This is a genomic window from Pseudomonas alcaligenes (assembly GCF_041729615.1).
GTDB classification, from domain to species: domain Bacteria; phylum Pseudomonadota; class Gammaproteobacteria; order Pseudomonadales; family Pseudomonadaceae; genus Aquipseudomonas; species Aquipseudomonas alcaligenes_B.
The window spans coordinates 986,352-1,002,187 of sequence record NZ_CP154874.1; the positions used below are offsets into that span (position 1 = coordinate 986,352).

A 15,836-nucleotide genomic window follows, 5' to 3' on the forward strand; every position below is an offset into this window, starting at 1 on the left:
CTAGTAGCCGCGGGCGAAATCCACCTCGCCGCGCAGCGCCTGACCGTCACGGTAGCGCTGCAGGTTGTCGAGGAATAACTCAACCATCGCCGTCGGCTCGGTGGGCGCCGCGCTATGGCCCGTGAGCAGCAGGCGCGGCGCATCCCAGAACGGATGGCCGGGCGGCAGCGGCTCCTCGCGACACACGTCGATCACCGCGCCGGCCAACAGTCCGGCGCGCAGGGCGGCGACCAGGTCGGCCTCGACCACCGCCACGCCGCGCCCGGCATTGACGAACAGCGCCTCGCCACACATGCGGGCGAACAGCGCGGCATCGTAGAGGTCGCGGGTGGCCGGGGTATCCGGCAGCAGGTTGACCAGGCAGTCGGCCCAGGCCGCCTGCTCGGCCAGCTGATCCAGCCCATGTACCGCGGCGAAGGGCGCGATCGGCCGCGGCTGGCGAGCGATGCCGCGCAGCTCGACGCCAAAGGGCGCGAGCAGGCGCGCCACCTCCACGCCGATATCGCCGGTGCCGACGATCAGCACCTTGCAGCCACGCAGGCTGCGCGGCGCCTGGTTGTCCCAGCGCTGCTCGACCTGGCTGGCCAGGCGCGCCAGCACCCGGCGCCGGTGGGCCAGCAGGTAGGTCAGCAGATACTCGGCCATCGGCTGGCCGAAGATGCCGACCGCCCGGCTCAGGCGGTAGTCGCGCGGCAGCTCGCTGCCCAGCAGCGGCGTGATGCCGGCCCAGGTGGACTGCAGCCAGGCCGGACGCAGGCCCTGACGCAGCAGCGGCAGCAACAGGTCCGGCTGGCCGAGCCAGATCGGGCAGGCGCTGGCCTGCTCGCTACTGACCTGTGCGCCGGGCACCAGCTGCAATTCGGGCGCGGCGGCGCGCAGCAGCTCGGCGTAGCGGGCGTGGTCGTGCTCCAGCAGGAGGATGCGCACCGGCGTCACACCGGGTCGTTGCGGCGCAGCAGCTCTTCCGGCAGGTGCTGGATGTACTCTTCTTCGGGCGGCGGCATCTGCAGGTGGTAGCCCTGCTTGTCGAGGTTCTCCAGCACCTGATGGATGTCCTCGCGGGCCAGCTTCTTCTCCGGGGTGAGGATCATCTCGAAGCACAGCTGCGGGGTGCCGAAGGCGGCCAGCAGGCCTTCCGGTACGCGGCTCAGGGCCTCGGCCTTGAGCACATAGAGATACATCTCGTTCTTGCGCGGGCTTTTGTAGATGGAGCAGATCTTCTTCATTGCAGTACGTCCAGCAGGGCTTGGCCCATCAGTTCGCGGCGCCAGCCGCGCAGGTTGTCCGGCAGCGTCCAGGGGCCGTCGGGGAAGCCGCTCTTGAGCAGGGCTTCGAGGGATTTCTTGCGCAGCATCAGCTCGGGCGCCATCTGCAGGCGCTCGGCCTCGCGCTGGCCCACCGCGCGCAGCTTCTTCAGCAACGCGCCGGCCTCGATCGGCAGCGGCGCCGGCAGGGCCTCGGGCCATTGCTCGGGCGGCAGCCCGGCGGCCTCGCGGATCAGCCGCAGGATGGTCTCGCCATCCTGGCGCACGGTGCGCGGGTGCATGTCCTCGATGCGCGCCAGGGCCACAGTGTTGTCCGGCTGGAAGCGCGCCAGTGGCCACAGCGAGTGCTCGCGCAGGATGCGATTGCGCGGCTGGTTGCGCGCCCGCGCCTGACGCTCGCGCCAGGCGCACAGGGCGCGCAGCACGGCCAGTTGCTGGGGCGACAGCTTCCAGGCCAGCTTGGCCTCCAGGTAGGCCTCGTCCGGGTCGGTCTCGCGACGCAGGTTGGCGACCAGCTCGGCGCCATCCTCCAGCAGCCAGGCCAGCTTGTCCGCCGGCAGCTTCGGCAGCAGAGCCTGGTACAGCTCGGCCAGGTGCTGGGCGTCCTCGGCGGCGTAGCTGACCTGGGTCGGCGACAGCGGCCGCTGCAGCCAGTCGGAACGGGTCTCGCCCTTGGGTAGCTCGATGCCGAGCACCTCCTGCACCAGACGCGAATAGCCCATGGAGAAGCCGATGCCGAGGTAGCCGGCCGCCAGCTGGGTGTCGAACAGCGGCGCCGGCAGCGCGCCGGTCAGGCGCAGGAAGACTTCCAGGTCCTCGCTGCAGGAGTGCAGCACCTTGGTCACGGCGCGGTCTTCCAGCAGCTCGGCGAAGGGCGTCCAGTCCTTCACCTCGAGCGGGTCGATCAGGTAGGCACGCTGGCCGTCACCGACCTGCAGCAGGCCGGCGATGGGGTAGAAGGTGTCGACCCGCATGAACTCGGTATCGAGGGCGACGAAGGGCAACTGCCGCCACTCGGCGCAGTGACGCGCCAGGCTGGCGTCGTCGAGGATCCACTGAATATCGATGGCCACGCGGCACTCCTTGATCAATGCCGCGCAGTATATATGGCCGGCGCTGATACCGGGCATCGGCGCCCTGCGTGTACACTGCCGCGCATCGCAAACCAGGGAAGAAACATAATGAAGAAGCTTCTCGGCCTGCTGGCCCTGGCCATCGCCGGCGCTGCCGGCTACCTCGCCCTCACCCCCAGCCCGATCGACCCGCTGGCCTGGCAGCCGCGGCCGGCCCCGCAGATGACCGGCGTGCTGGAGCCCAACGACACCCTGATGAAGGCCGAGCTGCTGGCCCGGGGGCAGATCCACGGCCCGGAAGACACCGCCGTGGATGCCCAGGGCCGGGTCTACGCCGGCCTGCATGACGGGCGCGTCGTGCGCATCGGCGCGGACGGAAAGACGGAAACCTTCGCCGCCACCGGCGGCCGCCCGCTGGGCATGGACTTCGACGCCCAGGGCAACCTGATCCTCGCCGACGCCTACAAGGGCCTGCTGCGCATCGACCCGGCCGGCAAGATCGAGGTGCTGGCCACCGAGGCCGAGGGCGGCCCGTTCGTCTTCACCGACGACCTCGATATCGCCAGCGACGGGCGCATCTACTTCACCGACGCCTCCAGCAAGTTCCAGCAGCCGGACTACCTGCTCGACCTGCTCGAAGGCCGCCCCTATGGCCGCCTGATGGTGTTCGACCCGGCCAGCGGCCAGACCCGGGTGCTGCTCAAGGACCTGTACTTCGCCAACGGCGTGGCCCTGTCGCAGAACGAGGACTTCGTGCTGGTCAACGAGACCTACCGCTACCGCATCCAGCGCTACTGGCTGAGGGGCGACAAGGCCGGCACCCACGACCTGTTCGCCGACAACCTGCCGGGCATGCCGGACAACCTGCAGGGCGATCGCGCCGGCACCTTCTGGGTGGCCCTGCCGACCCCGCGCAAGGGCGACGCCGACTTCCTGCAGAACCAGCCCTGGATCAAGGCCCAGCTGGCCAAGCTGCCGCGCGCGCTGTGGCCGAAGCCGGCCTCCTACGGCCTGGCCATCGCCCTCAACGAGCAGGGCGAGATCGTGCAGAGCCTGCACGACACCAGCGGCACCCACCTGCGCATGGTCACCTCGGTGAAACCGGTGGGCGACTACCTGTACCTGGGCAGCCTGGACAACGACCGGATCGGCAAGCTGAAGATCCGCTGAGACAGCCCTCTCCACGCGGGCCAGGGGGCGAGGAGCCCCCTATTGGCAACTTGCTCCGACAGTATCATTCGTAGCCCGGATGCAATCCGGGAACCAGGCTGCTCCGCCCCCCGGATTGCATCCGGGCTACGCGATGAGCTCTTACACTTCCATGAAAAAGCCCGCCATTCGGCGGGCTTTTTCGTCAGACCGGCTGCTCGGTCAGCAGCCCCTGGGGCGTACCGGGCGCCGGCTCGCCGAGCAGCGCCTGCATGCTCTGGCGGGTCTGCGTCATCAGCTCCGGCAACTGCTCGGGGCTGAAGCGACTGGCGTCGATCGGCGCACCAATGTGCAGCTGCACCGGCAGGCCCAGATTGAAGCGCCAGGTGCGCGCCGGCAGCACCTCGTGAATGCCGCGAAAGACCATCGGCACGATGATCGCGTTGGTGTCCAGGGCCAGGTGGAAGCAGCCCTTCTTGAACGGCAGCAGCTGGCCATCCTTCGAGCGCGTGCCTTCGGGCGCGGCCCACAGGACAATGCCGCTCTCCATCATGCGCCGCGCCTGCTCCAGGTCCTTCACCGCCTGGTGACGGTTGTGCCGGTCCACCGAGGGGAACTCGGCAGCGCGGATCGCCGCGCCGAAGATCGGAATGCCGAACAGCTCCTTCTTCGCCAGCATGCGGATCGAGCCCGGCAGGGCGACGAAGCTGGCAGGGATGTCGTAATGGCTGGCGTGGCTGCTGAGCAGGATGTAGCGCCGCCCGTCGTTGAAGTCCGGCACCTGGCCGTGCACGCTCAGGCGCATGCGCACCAGGCGCAGCAGCAGGCCCGACCAGCGGCGGGTGTAGCGGTCCACGTCGGCGCGCCGCAGGCGTCCGCTGACGGCGCGCAGCAATACCTTGCTGCAGTAGTAGAAGGTCACCAGCAGCGACCCCAGGACCACGCCGACACGGCGGGCCAGGTTGGCGCTTTCGATGGCGGGTTGCAGGCTGAGCATGAGTACTACCTCGCGCGGCGAACCGCCTGGGGTTCGCTTCTGGTTATGGAAGGCTGTCTTTATGATGCCCATAGTCACGATTTCGACACAGGAGTTCCCATGCCGCTCGCCCAGCTGATCAGCGCCACCGACCTGCACGCCCGCCTGCAGGAGCCAGGCCTGGTGGTCCTCGACTGCCGCTTCGCCCTCGACGACCCGGGCTACGGCGCGCGCAGCTATGCCGAGGGGCATCTGCCCGGCGCGCGCTTCGCCGACCTGGAGCACGACCTGTCGGGGCCGAAGATCAAGGGCCTGACCGGCCGCCACCCGCTGCCGGACGCCGCCGCCCTGGTCGACCGGCTGCGCGCCTGGGGCATCGACAACGACTCGACCATCGTGCTGTACGACGACGGTCCCGGCGCCTTCGCCGCCCGCGCCTGGTGGCTGCTGGCCTGGCTGGGCAAGCGCGACGGCGTGTGGCTGCTCGACGGCGGCCTCAAGGCCTGGAAGGAAGCCGGCCTGGCGCTGACCACCGACATGCCTGCACAGCGGGCGGGCAGCTTCAGCGGCCAGCCGGACCACTCGCTGCTGCTGAGCGCCACGCAGCTGCAGCAGCGCCTGGGGGCCAGCGATCTGACCCTGCTGGACGCCCGCGCCCTGCCGCGCTTCCGTGGCGAGGTGGAGCCGCTGGACCCGGTGGCCGGGCATATCCCCGGCGCGCAGTGCGCGGTGTTCACCGACAACCTGGGCGCCGACGGACGCTTCCTGCCCGCCGAACAGCTGCGCGTACGCTTCGACGCCCTGCGCGGTACGCGGCCGATGGAGTCGCTGGTGGCCTACTGCGGCTCGGGCGTCACCGCCTGCCACAACCTGTTCGCCATGAGCCTCGCCGGCTACCCGCTGGCGCCGCTGTACGCGGGCTCCTGGAGCGAATGGATCACCGACCCGGCGCGCCCCGTGGCGACCGGCGACTGAGGCGCTACTGCAGGCCGCGCAGGCGCTTGGGGGTCAGCCCCAGGTAGCGGCGCATGGCCGTGGTCAGCGCGCTCTGGCTGGAGAAGCCGCACTCCTCGGCGATCCGCACCAGCGGCAGCGGGCTCTCGCGCAGCAGGCGCGCGGCGTGGTCGAGGCGGGTCTTGAGCAGGTACTGGTGTGGAGTCAGGCCCACGGCGTCCTTGAACTGGGCGTGGAAATGGCTGGGGCTGAGGCAGGCCACCTGGGCCAGCTCGATCACCGTGATGCGCCGCGCCAGGTGCTCGACGATGTAGGCGTCCAGGCGGCCAATGTCTAGGCCGGCCACGGCGCTGCGGCCGCGCTCGCCGAACAGGCGCAGGTGCAGCGCGCGCAGCAGCACGCCGCCGAGGGCGCGGGCCAGGTGCGGGTCGCTGCCGTAGCGCGCCAGCTCGGCACCGGCGTAGCTCAGCAGGTTCTGGAAATCGGCGTCTAGGGTCGGGTAGCGCGGGCTCTCGAACAGCTCGGCGAGCAGGCTGAGGTCCTCCGGCGAGGTGTCGCGCTCGTCCAGGTCGAGGATCAGCATGCGGTTGTCGCCCATGCCGGCGAACTGGTGGTCGGCGTCGCCCGGCACCAGGCAGGCGCGCATCCGGCACACTTCGCCGCCACAGCCGTCGACCTCGAATTCCGCGCGACCGGACAGCGACAGCACCAGCTGGTGGTAGTCGTGGGCATGTTCATGGGCCTGGTCGTCCAGGCGCAGCAGACGGGCGTTGAGCATTCTCTTCACCGACTCGGGGCAAGCCTGCACTTTATCGGGTTGCACCTAGTTGCAACAGCCCTCCCGCATGGGTTGCGACGGATGGAGGCTGGCCAGCATCTTGCTTTGTCCTGCTGACTTCCCTGCCCCGCCTGGACTGCCTTCATGCTGGAACTCGGCATCTACTGCCTGCAACGCTGCGGCGCCGCCCGCACCTGGCTGCTGGCCACACTGGCGCTGGCCAGCACCCTGCTGGCGCTGCTCGACCAGGACGCCGCCGCCCTCTGCCTGCTGCCCCTGCTGCTCTACCTCGGTGGTGCCCAGAGCCTCAGCTGGCGACGCCAGCAACAGGCGCAGAGCCACCTGCTGCGACAGCTGGCCGGCCTGTTCGAGAGCAGCGCGGAGCGTACCCGCCTGCTGGTCAAGTGCGACGACGAGCGCCGCGCCGCCGAGCGCCTGCGCAGCGAGGTGCAGTTCGCCGCCCAGGCGCTGGAGCGCATGGCCGAGCACACCGAGCAGCAGGGCGAGGCGCAGAACCTGCGGGTGAACATGATCGCCACCGCCAGCGAGGAGATCGGCCAGACCCTGCTGCACATCGGCGACCTGGCCGAGGAGGCCCTGCAGGCCTTCCGCCGCCTGCACCAAATGAGTGAACAGGGCAGCCTCGATGCCCGCTTGGTGGGCGATCAGATGCAACTGATCCAGGCCAGCCTCGGCCGTACCGACCAGGCCGTCGGCCAGCTGTTGCGTCACAACGCCGCCGTCGAACAGGCGGTGCAGCTGATCCAGGCCCTGGCCAAGCAGACCCAGCTGCTGGCCCTCAACGCCTCCATCGAGGCCGCCCGCGCCGGCGAGCATGGCCGCGGTTTCGCCGTGGTCGCCGAGGAAGTGCGCAACCTGGCGCAGTCCACCGCGGCGGCGGCCAGCGAGATCACCCAGGCGGTCGCCGCCATCGGCCAGTCGATGAACCACGTGCGCAGCGAGGTCGACGAGCACCGCGAGCTGCTCGGCCAGGGCTGCGCATGCAACCTGGAGCTGGCCGCGCGCTTGCACCAGCAGGCCGACTTCAGCGCCTCCCACCTGGAGGCTTTCGGCGCCATGCGCCAAGCCCTGGACGAACACACCCAGGCCAACCAGGCGCTCAACCAGCAGCTGCACGAGATAGGCGCCGCCCTCGGCCAGCAGAGCGCGCAGAACCGCGAACTGCACGCCCTGACCCTGTACCTGACGCGCAGGACCAGCTCATGAGCCTCGCCACCCTGCTCGGCGCCAGCCTCGCCACGCTCCTGCTGCTGGCCCTGCTCTACCGCCGCCACGCCCTGCGCCGCAGCCGCCAACAGGGCCGCGCGCTGCTGCAGGCCCTGATGCACAGCCTGGAAATGCTCCAGCGCCTGCAGAAGCATCGCGGCCTGGGCGGCCAGGACAGCGCCGCCGCGCGCGCCCAGTGCCGACTGCTGGCCGACGAGCTGGACCGGCTGTGGCGCGAGCTGCCGCCCGCCGCCGCCGAGCTGGAGGAGCTGCTCCCGGCCTGGCAGCGGTTGCGCAGCCAGGCCGACGACTTCGACGGCCATTGCCGGCTGATCGAGCAGCTGCTGACCGCCATGCAGCTGTTCGAACTGCGCCAGGGCGAGGACATCGAGATCGCCCGCCGCTGCCGCGAGTTGGAGGAGCTGGCGCGCCTGCGCGGCCTGGCGGTACGTGGGGCCGGCGCGCCGCGCTGCCCACTGCCGCTGCAGGTGCAGCTGCGCTACCTGAGCCTGCGCCTGCAGCGCCAGGTGGCACCGCACAGCGCCCTGGCCCAGGCCCTGGAGCGCCTACAACGCCAGCTGATCGAGCCGCTGCGGGTGGCCATCGCGCCGCAGGAATGTTTCGAGTTGCTCACCCCGCTGATCGACGAGCAGCTCGGCACCCTGCGCCAACGCCTGCTGGCCGCCGCCGACCCTGCCATTCGCCCACCCATGCACCACGAGCCCGCCAGATGAGCCCCGAACTGCTTTTCGCCCTTGCCCTGGGCCTCGGCCTGCTGGCCCTGGGCCAATTGTTGACCCGTCGCGCCGCACAGATGCATCGCGCCACCCTCGATCAGCTCGAAGGCCAGTGCCTGCAGCGCAGCCTGGAGCTGCTGCGTGCCTTGCAGAAACACCGTGGCCTGGGCGCCCAGCAGGACATCGTCGCGGTCAGCCAGCGCAACGCCCTGGCCCGCCAGCTCGACCAGCTCTGGCTGAACTGGCCTGGCGAGAGCCTGGAGCTGGCCCCGCTGCACCGCGAATGGCCGCTGCTGCGCATGCGCCCGGCCGACTTCGAGGCCCATTGCCAGGTGATCGAGGTACTGCTGCAGGTGATCGACACCCTGGAAGAGCGCCTGGCCTCACGCGCACACGGCGTCGTGCGCGGCCTCGCCAGCACCTGCCGCAATCTCGAGGACCTGGCCCGCCTGCGCGGCCTGGCCGTGCGCGCCGCCAACTACGGCCAGTGCCCGCCGGTGCTGCAGGAGCAGATGCGCGAACTGTGTCGACGCATTGCCGCCGGCAACGCCGACCAGCAGTTGCACGCCCTGCTGGCGCGCCTGCGCAGCGACCTGATCGAAGCGCGCCAGCCCAGCCTGGGCCCGGCCGACTGCTTCGCCCTACTCACTCCGCCGATCGAGCGCCTGCTGCAGGGCACCCGCCTGGGCCACAGTTGAAATCGCCGGCGCCTCGCCCCATCTAGCACCCCATAACCGAGGGTGCGCCATGAACGATCAGGACAACACGCCGGAAATCATCGAAGCCAAGACCACCAGCCTGGCCCTGCCCGGGCAGACGCTGCCGGACAAGCTATACGTCATCCCCATCCACAACCGCCCGTTCTTCCCCGCGCAGGTGCTGCCGGTCATCGTCAACGAGGAACACTGGGCCGAGACCCTGGAGCTGGTGGCCAACACCGAGCACAAGTGCCTGGCGCTGTTCTACGTCGACCAGCCGGTGACCGACCCGCGCCACTTCGACACCGCCAGCCTGCCCGAGCACGGCACCCTGGTGCGCGTGCACCACGCCAGCCGTGGCGACGGCAAGCTGCAGTTCGTCGCCCAGGGCCTGGGGCGGGTGCGCGTGCGCGGCTGGCTCAAGCGCCATCGCCCGCCCTACCTGGCCGAGGTGGACTATCCGCAGAGTCCGGCTGACCCGCGCGACGAGGTCAAGGCCTATGCCATGGCGCTGATCAACGCGATCAAGGAGCTGCTGCCGCTCAACCCGCTGTACAGCGAGGAGCTGAAGAACTACCTCAACCGCTTCGGCCCCAATGACCCGTCGCCACTCACCGACTTCGCCGCCGCGCTGACCACCGCCACCCCTGCCGAGCTGCAGGAGGTGCTGGACTGCGTGCCGATCCTGCGGCGCATGGAGAAAGTGCTGCCGCTGCTGCGCAAGGAAGTGGAGGTGGCACGCCTGCAGAACGAGCTGTCCGCCGAGGTCAACCGCAAGATCGGCGAGCACCAGCGCCAGTTCTTCCTCAAGGAACAGCTCAAGGTGATCCAGCAGGAGCTGGGCATTACCAAGGACGACCGCAGCGCCGACGCCGACGAGTTCCGCGCCCGCCTGGCCGGCAAGACCCTGCCAGCCCAGGCGCAGAAGCGCATCGACGAGGAGCTCGGCAAGCTGGCCATCCTCGAGACCGGCTCGCCGGAATACGCGGTGACGCGCAACTACCTGGACTGGGCCACCAGCGTGCCCTGGGGCGTGCTCGGCGCGGACAAGCTCGACCTCGCGCACGCGCGCCGGGTATTGGACAAGCACCACGCCGGCATGGACGACATCAAGGCGCGCATCACCGAATTCCTCGCCGTCGGCGCCTTCAAGGGCGAGATCGCCGGCAGCATCGTGCTGCTGGTCGGCCCGCCCGGCGTGGGCAAGACCAGCATCGGCAAGTCCATCGCCGAATCGCTGGGGCGGCCCTTCTACCGCTTCAGCGTCGGCGGCATGCGCGACGAGGCGGAGATCAAGGGCCACCGCCGCACCTACATCGGCGCCATGCCCGGCAAGCTGGTGCAGGCGCTCAAGGAAGTCGAGGTGATGAACCCGGTGATCATGCTCGACGAGATCGACAAGATGGGTGCCAGCTACCAGGGCGACCCGGCCTCGGCGCTGCTGGAAACCCTCGACCCGGAGCAGAACGTCGAATTCCTCGACCACTACCTGGACCTGCGCCTGGACCTGTCCAAGGTACTGTTCGTCTGCACCGCCAACACCCTGGACTCCATCCCCGGCCCGCTGCTCGACCGCATGGAGGTGATCCGCCTGTCCGGCTACATCGCCGAGGAGAAGCTGGCCATCGCCAAGCAGCACCTGTGGCCGCGCCAGCTGGCCAAGGCGGGCGTGAAGAAGGCCCAGCTCGCCATCAGCGATGCCGCGCTGCGCGCGGTGATCGAGGGCTACGCCCGCGAGGCCGGCGTGCGCCAGCTGGAGAAACAGCTGGGCAAGCTGGTGCGCAAGGCGGTGGTCAGACTGCTCGACGAGCCGGGCAGCAAGGTCCGGATCGGCCCCAGGGACCTGGAAGGCTACCTCGGCATGCCGCTGTTCCGCGGCGAGCAGGTCATCGAAGGCACCGGGGTGATCACCGGCCTGGCCTGGACCAGCCTGGGTGGCGCCACACTGCCGATCGAGGCCACGCGCATCCACACCCTCAACCGCGGCTTCAAGCTCACCGGCCAGCTCGGCGAAGTGATGAAGGAATCGGCGGAGATCGCCTACAGCTACGTGACCGCCAACCTGAAGAAGTATGGTGGCGATGCGAATTTCTTCGACCAGGCCTTCATCCACCTGCACGTGCCCGAGGGCGCCACGCCCAAGGACGGCCCCAGCGCCGGCATCAGCATGGCCAGTGCCCTGCTCTCCCTGGCGCGCAACCAGGCGCCGAAGAAGGGCGTGGCGATGACCGGCGAGCTGACCCTGACCGGCCAGGTGCTGGCCATCGGCGGCGTGCGCGAGAAGGTGATCGCCGCGCGCCGGCAGAAGCTCCACGAGCTGATCCTGCCGGAGGCCAACCGCGGCGACTTCCTCGAACTGCCGGACTACCTGCGCGAAGGGCTGACCGTGCACTTTGCCAGGCGCTACGCCGAGGTGGCCCGGGTGCTGTTCGACTGAGCGGCACTGCGCTCGCCCGCGCCCGTGCACAGCGGCTATGCTGTGGCGGTTTTCGCCCGACCGGAGTCCGCCATGAAACCTGCCCTGCGCCTGCTGCTGCCCTGCACCCTGGCCCTGCTCGCCGCCTGCGGCTCGCAGCCCAAGTCCGGCGTCGCCGTGGAAGAGAAGCAGCTGGGCAAGTGCCCGATGCAGCTGTACAGCGGCCAGTCGCTGACCATCAGCCTGCCGAGCAACCCCACCACCGGCTTCCGCTGGGTGGTGGTCGATGCCGCGCCAGGCGTGCTGCGCAGCCTGAGCCCGGAGGTCTACATCACCCCGGAGGACGCCGGCATCGTCGGCAGCGCCGGCAAGTCGACGTGGCGCTACCAGGCCTACCAGGCCGGCAACGGCCGCCTGCTGATGCACTACCAGCGCCCCTGGGAAGTCGAGGTGGCGCCGGCCAAGATCATCGACTGCCCGATCAGCGTGCGCTGAGGCGGATGCAATGGCGCGGGTACGCCTGCCCAGAAACCTGGGCGAGTGCGAAATCATCATCACCAAAGCAGGCAGCCCGGCGGTCTGGAATCGCAAGTCCGGCAAGAATCGATTCCTGCTGGCCTACCGCAATAACGAAGAGGCCGCGAAGGTGTTGCAGAAAATCAGAGCGAATGACGGACAGGCAGCCATCTGGCTCTAGCCGCTGACGCAATCAGCCACCCTGGCTGTCACGCCGCGCACTGCTGCAGAGCTACTCGACGGCCATACTGGGCGCAAACAACAAGAGAGTTCCGCCATGCGCCCATTGCTCCTGCTCGTCGCCCTCGCCGGCACCACCCTGTTCCTGCTCGGCCTGCACCTCGACCTCAAGTGGCTGACCCTGCTCAGCAAACCCGTGCCGGTGCTGTGCCTGCTGCTCTGGCTGCGCGCCGCACCGGCCGGCGCCTACCGACGCTGGATCGCCATCGGCCTGGGCCTGTCGCTGCTCGGCGACCTGCTGCTGGAATGGCCGGCCGACCTCTTCGTGTTCGGCCTGGGCGCCTTCCTGCTCGCGCACCTGGCCTACCTGGCGGCCTACCTAGGCGATACCCGCCGCCTGGCGCCCTTCGACCTGCTGATCGCGGCGACGGCGGCCGGCGGCATGTTTTTCGTGCTCAGCCGCGCCGGGCTCGGCACCCTGCTGGCGCCCGTGGCGCTGTACAGCCTGGCCATCGGCGCCATGCTCTGGCGCGCCCTGGCCAGGGTCGGCGTGGTAGCGCCGCGCTCGGCCTGGCTGGCGGCCGGCGGCGCGGCGCTGTTCGTACTGTCGGACAGCCTGATCGGCATCAACCGCTTCGTCGCACCCTTCGATGGCGCGCGCTACGCCATCATCCTCAGCTACTGGCTGGGCCAACTGGGCATCGCCGCCTCGGCGGTGGTACTGGCCTCGCGACAGATCCGCGGCACTGTCTGCTCAGCGGGCTAGAAACACCGCTCGTCCCTGCGGCGAGACGACGGCGGCCCGACAAATCGTCTATAGAGAGTAAGGGGGGCTCATCGACGGAGGTTGTCATGCCTGGCTCTCGTTGCATGTCGCTGTTGCTTCCCCTGCTGCTTCTGACCGGCTGCACCAGCCTGCTGCCCAGCCAACGGGCAGAGGTAGTTTCGCCCTTCGGTGACTACACCGATACCGAGATCCGCTACGCCCAGGCCGAGCCGGGCAGGACCACCCGCTCCGAACTCTTCTCCCTGGGCTTCGACCCGCTAGCCCAGGGCAACGGCAAGATGCTCTCGTTCATCGACCTGCGCCTGCTGTTCGTCCAGCCCAATGTGCCCATCGAATACCTGCCGGACGGCATGCTGCGCTGCCTGGAGGCCAAGGACCGCTGCATCGGCTACGCCTTCGAGTTCAACAAGACCGATACCCAGCGCGTGGGGAACTTCTGGGCCGACGTGCTCAACTTCCGCAAGACCCGCGAACTCAAGGGCTGGACCTTCCGCGCCGTGTTCGTGCTGGTCGACGACGTGCTGGTGCACAAGGTCAGCAACGGCGAGCCGAACATCCGCCGCTACGAGGTCAAGCGCAACCCGCTGGGCCCGCTGCAGGGCGGCGGCGAGTTCATCCTCGACCAGTTGCCCTGACGGCGGTTGGGTTGGCGCCCGCTCTTGGCTAGAATGCCGGCCTTTTCCGCCGTGAACCGACCGCCGTGAAACAGCAGCCCGACCGACTCTTCGCCCAGCCCCTGGACCAGGTGCCGGACTTCGTGTTCAACGAGGACGTGGCCAAGGTCTTCCCGGACATGATCAAGCGCTCGGTGCCGGGCTACCCGACCATAGTCGAGAACCTCGGCGTGCTCGCCGCGCAGTTCGCCCAACCGCGCAGCGCCCTGTACGACCTCGGCTGCTCGCTCGGCGCGGTGACCCAGGCCCTGCGTCGCCACGTGAAGGCCGATGACTGCAAGGTGATCGCGGTGGACAACTCGCATGCCATGGTCGAGCGCTGCCGCGAGTACCTGCACGCCCAGGACGCCATGTTCCAGGAGTTGCTGCCGGTCGAAGTGATCGAGGCCGACATCCTCGCCCTCGACTTCCAGCCAGCCTCGCTGGTGGCGCTGAACTTCACCCTGCAGTTCGTCGCCCCCGAGCAGCGTCTGGAGCTGCTGACGCGCATCCGCCAGGCGCTGCTGCCCGGCGGCGCGCTGATTCTCTCGGAGAAACTGCGCTTTGCCGACGAAGCCGAGCACGAGCTGCTCGGCGAGCTGCACCTGGCCTTCAAGCGCGCCAACGGCTACAGCGAGCTGGAGATCGCGCAGAAGCGCAGCGCCATCGAGAACGTGATGAAGCCGGACAGCCTGGAGCAGCACCGCGAGCGTCTGCTGGCCGCCGGTTTCTCCAGGGTCGTGCCCTGGTTCCAGTGCCTCAACTTCGCCTCGCTGATCGCCCTGCCATGATCTTTTCCCGCCTCGACCTCGACGCCCTGCAACAGCAGCTGGCTGGCACCCCGCTGCAAGACTGGGCCGCCGGCCTGCCCGGCCAGCTCGACGCCAAGCTGGCCGTCGGCCATGGCGATCTCGAACGCTGGTACGCCGCCGTGGAGGCGCTGCCGGCGCTGGTCGCCGAGCGCAGCGAGCTGCGCGAGACGCTGCGCCTGGACGGCACCTGCGACGAGGCCACCCGCGCCGCGCTGCAGACGGCCCTGCAGGGCCTGATTCCCTGGCGCAAGGGTCCCTTCGAGCTGTTCGGCGTGCATGTCGATACCGAGTGGCGCTCGGACTGGAAGTGGTCGCGGGTGGCGCCGCACCTGGACCTGGCCAGCAAGCGCATCCTCGATGTCGGCTGCGGCAACGGCTACTACATGTGGCGCATGCTCGGCGCCGGCGCCGACGCAGTGGTCGGCGTCGACCCCAACTGGCTGTTCCTCAACCAGTTCCTCGCCGTCAAGAACTACCTGCCCGACTCGCCGGCCTGGCACCTGCCGCTGGCGCTGGAGGAGTTGCCGGCCAGGCTGGAAGGCTTCGACACCGTGTTCTCCATGGGCGTGCTGTATCACCGCCGCTCGCCCATCGACCACCTGCTCGACCTCAAGGACAAGCTGCTGCGTGGCGGCGAACTGGTGCTGGAGACCCTGGTGGTCGAGGGCGATGCCCAGCAGGTGCTGGTGCCCGAGGACCGCTACGCGATGATGCGCAACGTCTGGTTCCTGCCCTCGGTGCCGGCGCTGGAGCTGTGGCTGCGCCGCGCCGGTTTCGTCGACGTGCGCTGCGTGGACGTGTCCACCACCAGCGTCGAGGAGCAGCGCGCCACCGACTGGATGCGCTTCCAGTCGCTGCCGGAATTCCTCGATCCGGCCGACCACAGCCGCACCGTCGAGGGCCTACCGGCGCCGACCCGCGCCGTGCTGCTGGCGCGCAAGCCCTGATAAAAAAGCCGGAAACGTCGGCGAGGCAGGCCAGCCTGGGCGGGAGCACCCGCAGAAACGCAGTTTACAAGCAGTAAATGAGCATCCGAGGGCGCTACCAACAACGGCTGGACCACGTAGACAGTTTTCAGTCGGCGTAGCCCAGGGCGTCCACCAGGCTGATCTTGCTGCGCACGAACACGCCGTTGCCGCGCCCGACTTCCTTGCCGTCATCACCATAGAGCACGGCCTCGGCGATGAACTGCGAGCGGTTGCGGTTGACCACCTTGCCCACCGCCTTGAGCTTGCCGGCGGACACCGGGCGGGTCAGGTAGGTGGTGAAAGCCGTGGTCAGCACGAACACCTCGGGTTCCAGGGAGTTGGCGGCGAAGAAGGCGGCATCGTCGAGCAGCTTGAAGTAGACCGAGCCGTGTACCGCGCCGGCGGCATGGAAGAACTTCTCATCGACCCGGATCTCGATCTCCGCCGCGCCCTCGCTGACACGCAGCAGCGGCTGGTAGAAGGCGTTGACCGGCGCGGCGCCATACATGTTCTGCAGGCGCTGATAGTGTTCCTCGGGGCTCATGGCGACTCCGCTGTTCATGGTTATGGCGCCACTCTATCGCACCGCCAGGGCAACGAAACCACTACGGCCGCAGAGCCCGCGAGCATGGCGAGAACGGCCGCTA

Annotated in this window: 18 protein-coding genes; 12 read left to right on the forward strand and 6 right to left on the reverse strand. The window is 69.1% G+C overall.

Annotated features, from left to right (window positions below; translation table 11 throughout):
* The 3 genes from AAG092_RS04740 to rnd are packed head-to-tail and all read right to left on the reverse strand — an operon-like array spanning window position 1 to window position 2,338.
* Entirely contained in the window at window positions 1-927 is a 927-nt protein-coding gene (locus AAG092_RS04740; RefSeq protein WP_373388758.1) for a D-2-hydroxyacid dehydrogenase, read from the reverse strand.
* A gap of 5 nt (window positions 928-932) precedes the next feature.
* Window positions 933-1,226 carry a YcgL domain-containing protein gene (locus AAG092_RS04745; protein ID WP_110681866.1) on the reverse strand — a complete coding sequence of 98 codons (294 nt, stop codon included), beginning with the start codon at window positions 1,224-1,226 and terminating at the stop codon, window positions 933-935.
* On the reverse strand, window positions 1,223-2,338 hold the full coding sequence (gene rnd, locus AAG092_RS04750; RefSeq protein WP_373388759.1) for a ribonuclease D: 1,116 nt from the start codon (window positions 2,336-2,338) through the stop codon (window positions 1,223-1,225). The genes AAG092_RS04745 and rnd overlap by 4 nt, the downstream gene beginning before the upstream one ends.
* Before the next feature lie 108 nt (window positions 2,339-2,446).
* On the opposite strand from rnd, the gene AAG092_RS04755 reads away from it, so the two are divergent.
* The gene (locus AAG092_RS04755) at window positions 2,447-3,508 is read left to right on the forward strand and encodes an SMP-30/gluconolactonase/LRE family protein (RefSeq protein WP_373388760.1); all 1,062 of its coding nucleotides are present in this window, start codon (window positions 2,447-2,449) and stop codon (window positions 3,506-3,508) included.
* Between the two features lie 184 nt (window positions 3,509-3,692).
* Here the strand turns inward: AAG092_RS04755 and AAG092_RS04760 are convergent, their stop codons facing one another.
* Window positions 3,693-4,484: a lysophospholipid acyltransferase family protein gene (locus AAG092_RS04760; RefSeq protein ID WP_373388761.1), complete on the reverse strand. Its 792-nt coding sequence runs from the start codon at window positions 4,482-4,484 to the stop codon at window positions 3,693-3,695.
* 99 nt (window positions 4,485-4,583) lie between these two features.
* On the opposite strand from AAG092_RS04760, the gene AAG092_RS04765 reads away from it, so the two are divergent.
* Window positions 4,584-5,438, forward strand: a complete 855-nt coding sequence (locus tag AAG092_RS04765; protein ID WP_373388762.1) for a sulfurtransferase — start codon at window positions 4,584-4,586, stop codon at window positions 5,436-5,438.
* A gap of 4 nt (window positions 5,439-5,442) precedes the next feature.
* Here the strand turns inward: AAG092_RS04765 and AAG092_RS04770 are convergent, their stop codons facing one another.
* Window positions 5,443-6,195: an AraC family transcriptional regulator gene (locus tag AAG092_RS04770; RefSeq protein ID WP_373388763.1), complete on the reverse strand. Its 753-nt coding sequence runs from the start codon at window positions 6,193-6,195 to the stop codon at window positions 5,443-5,445.
* A 669-nt stretch (window positions 6,196-6,864) separates the two neighbouring features.
* Here AAG092_RS04770 and AAG092_RS04775 point away from each other — a divergent pair.
* The 10 genes from AAG092_RS04775 to cmoB all read left to right on the forward strand — a co-directional run bounded on the left by AAG092_RS04775 (window position 6,865) and on the right by cmoB (window position 15,168).
* On the forward strand, window positions 6,865-7,422 hold the full coding sequence (locus AAG092_RS04775; protein ID WP_373389558.1) for a methyl-accepting chemotaxis protein: 558 nt from the start codon (window positions 6,865-6,867) through the stop codon (window positions 7,420-7,422).
* On the forward strand, window positions 7,419-8,156 hold the full coding sequence (locus AAG092_RS04780) for a hypothetical protein (protein WP_373388764.1): 738 nt from the start codon (window positions 7,419-7,421) through the stop codon (window positions 8,154-8,156). The genes AAG092_RS04775 and AAG092_RS04780 overlap by 4 nt, the downstream gene beginning before the upstream one ends.
* Entirely contained in the window at window positions 8,153-8,857 is a 705-nt protein-coding gene (locus AAG092_RS04785) for a hypothetical protein (RefSeq protein ID WP_373388765.1), read from the forward strand. The genes AAG092_RS04780 and AAG092_RS04785 overlap by 4 nt, the downstream gene beginning before the upstream one ends.
* A 49-nt stretch (window positions 8,858-8,906) precedes the next feature.
* A complete protein-coding gene (gene lon, locus AAG092_RS04790; protein ID WP_373388766.1) occupies window positions 8,907-11,294 on the forward strand; it encodes an endopeptidase La in 2,388 nt (795 codons plus the stop codon).
* Between the two features lie 72 nt (window positions 11,295-11,366).
* Entirely contained in the window at window positions 11,367-11,768 is a 402-nt protein-coding gene (locus AAG092_RS04795) for a protease inhibitor I42 family protein (protein ID WP_110681857.1), read from the forward strand.
* A 10-nt stretch (window positions 11,769-11,778) separates the two neighbouring features.
* Window positions 11,779-11,970 (forward strand): hypothetical protein, encoded by a 192-nt coding sequence (locus tag AAG092_RS04800; RefSeq protein WP_373388767.1) that lies wholly within the window; start codon window positions 11,779-11,781, stop codon window positions 11,968-11,970.
* A gap of 96 nt (window positions 11,971-12,066) precedes the next feature.
* Window positions 12,067-12,735 carry a lysoplasmalogenase family protein gene (locus AAG092_RS04805; RefSeq protein WP_373388768.1) on the forward strand — a complete coding sequence of 223 codons (669 nt, stop codon included), beginning with the start codon at window positions 12,067-12,069 and terminating at the stop codon, window positions 12,733-12,735.
* Between the two features lie 86 nt (window positions 12,736-12,821).
* Window positions 12,822-13,391, forward strand: coding sequence for a hypothetical protein (locus AAG092_RS04810; protein WP_258371496.1), 570 nt, complete (start codon window positions 12,822-12,824; stop codon window positions 13,389-13,391).
* A gap of 65 nt (window positions 13,392-13,456) precedes the next feature.
* On the forward strand, window positions 13,457-14,200 hold the full coding sequence (gene cmoA, locus AAG092_RS04815; RefSeq protein ID WP_373388769.1) for a carboxy-S-adenosyl-L-methionine synthase CmoA: 744 nt from the start codon (window positions 13,457-13,459) through the stop codon (window positions 14,198-14,200).
* The gene (gene cmoB, locus AAG092_RS04820; protein WP_373388770.1) at window positions 14,197-15,168 is read left to right on the forward strand and encodes a tRNA 5-methoxyuridine(34)/uridine 5-oxyacetic acid(34) synthase CmoB; all 972 of its coding nucleotides are present in this window, start codon (window positions 14,197-14,199) and stop codon (window positions 15,166-15,168) included. Before cmoA ends, cmoB begins: the two co-directional genes overlap by 4 nt.
* Window positions 15,169-15,295: 127 nt before the next feature.
* Here cmoB and AAG092_RS04825 read toward each other — a convergent pair whose 3' ends face one another.
* Complete coding sequence (locus AAG092_RS04825) at window positions 15,296-15,733, reverse strand: PaaI family thioesterase (protein WP_373388771.1); 438 nt, start codon at window positions 15,731-15,733, stop codon at window positions 15,296-15,298.
* Window positions 15,734-15,836: the final 103 nt, after the last annotated feature.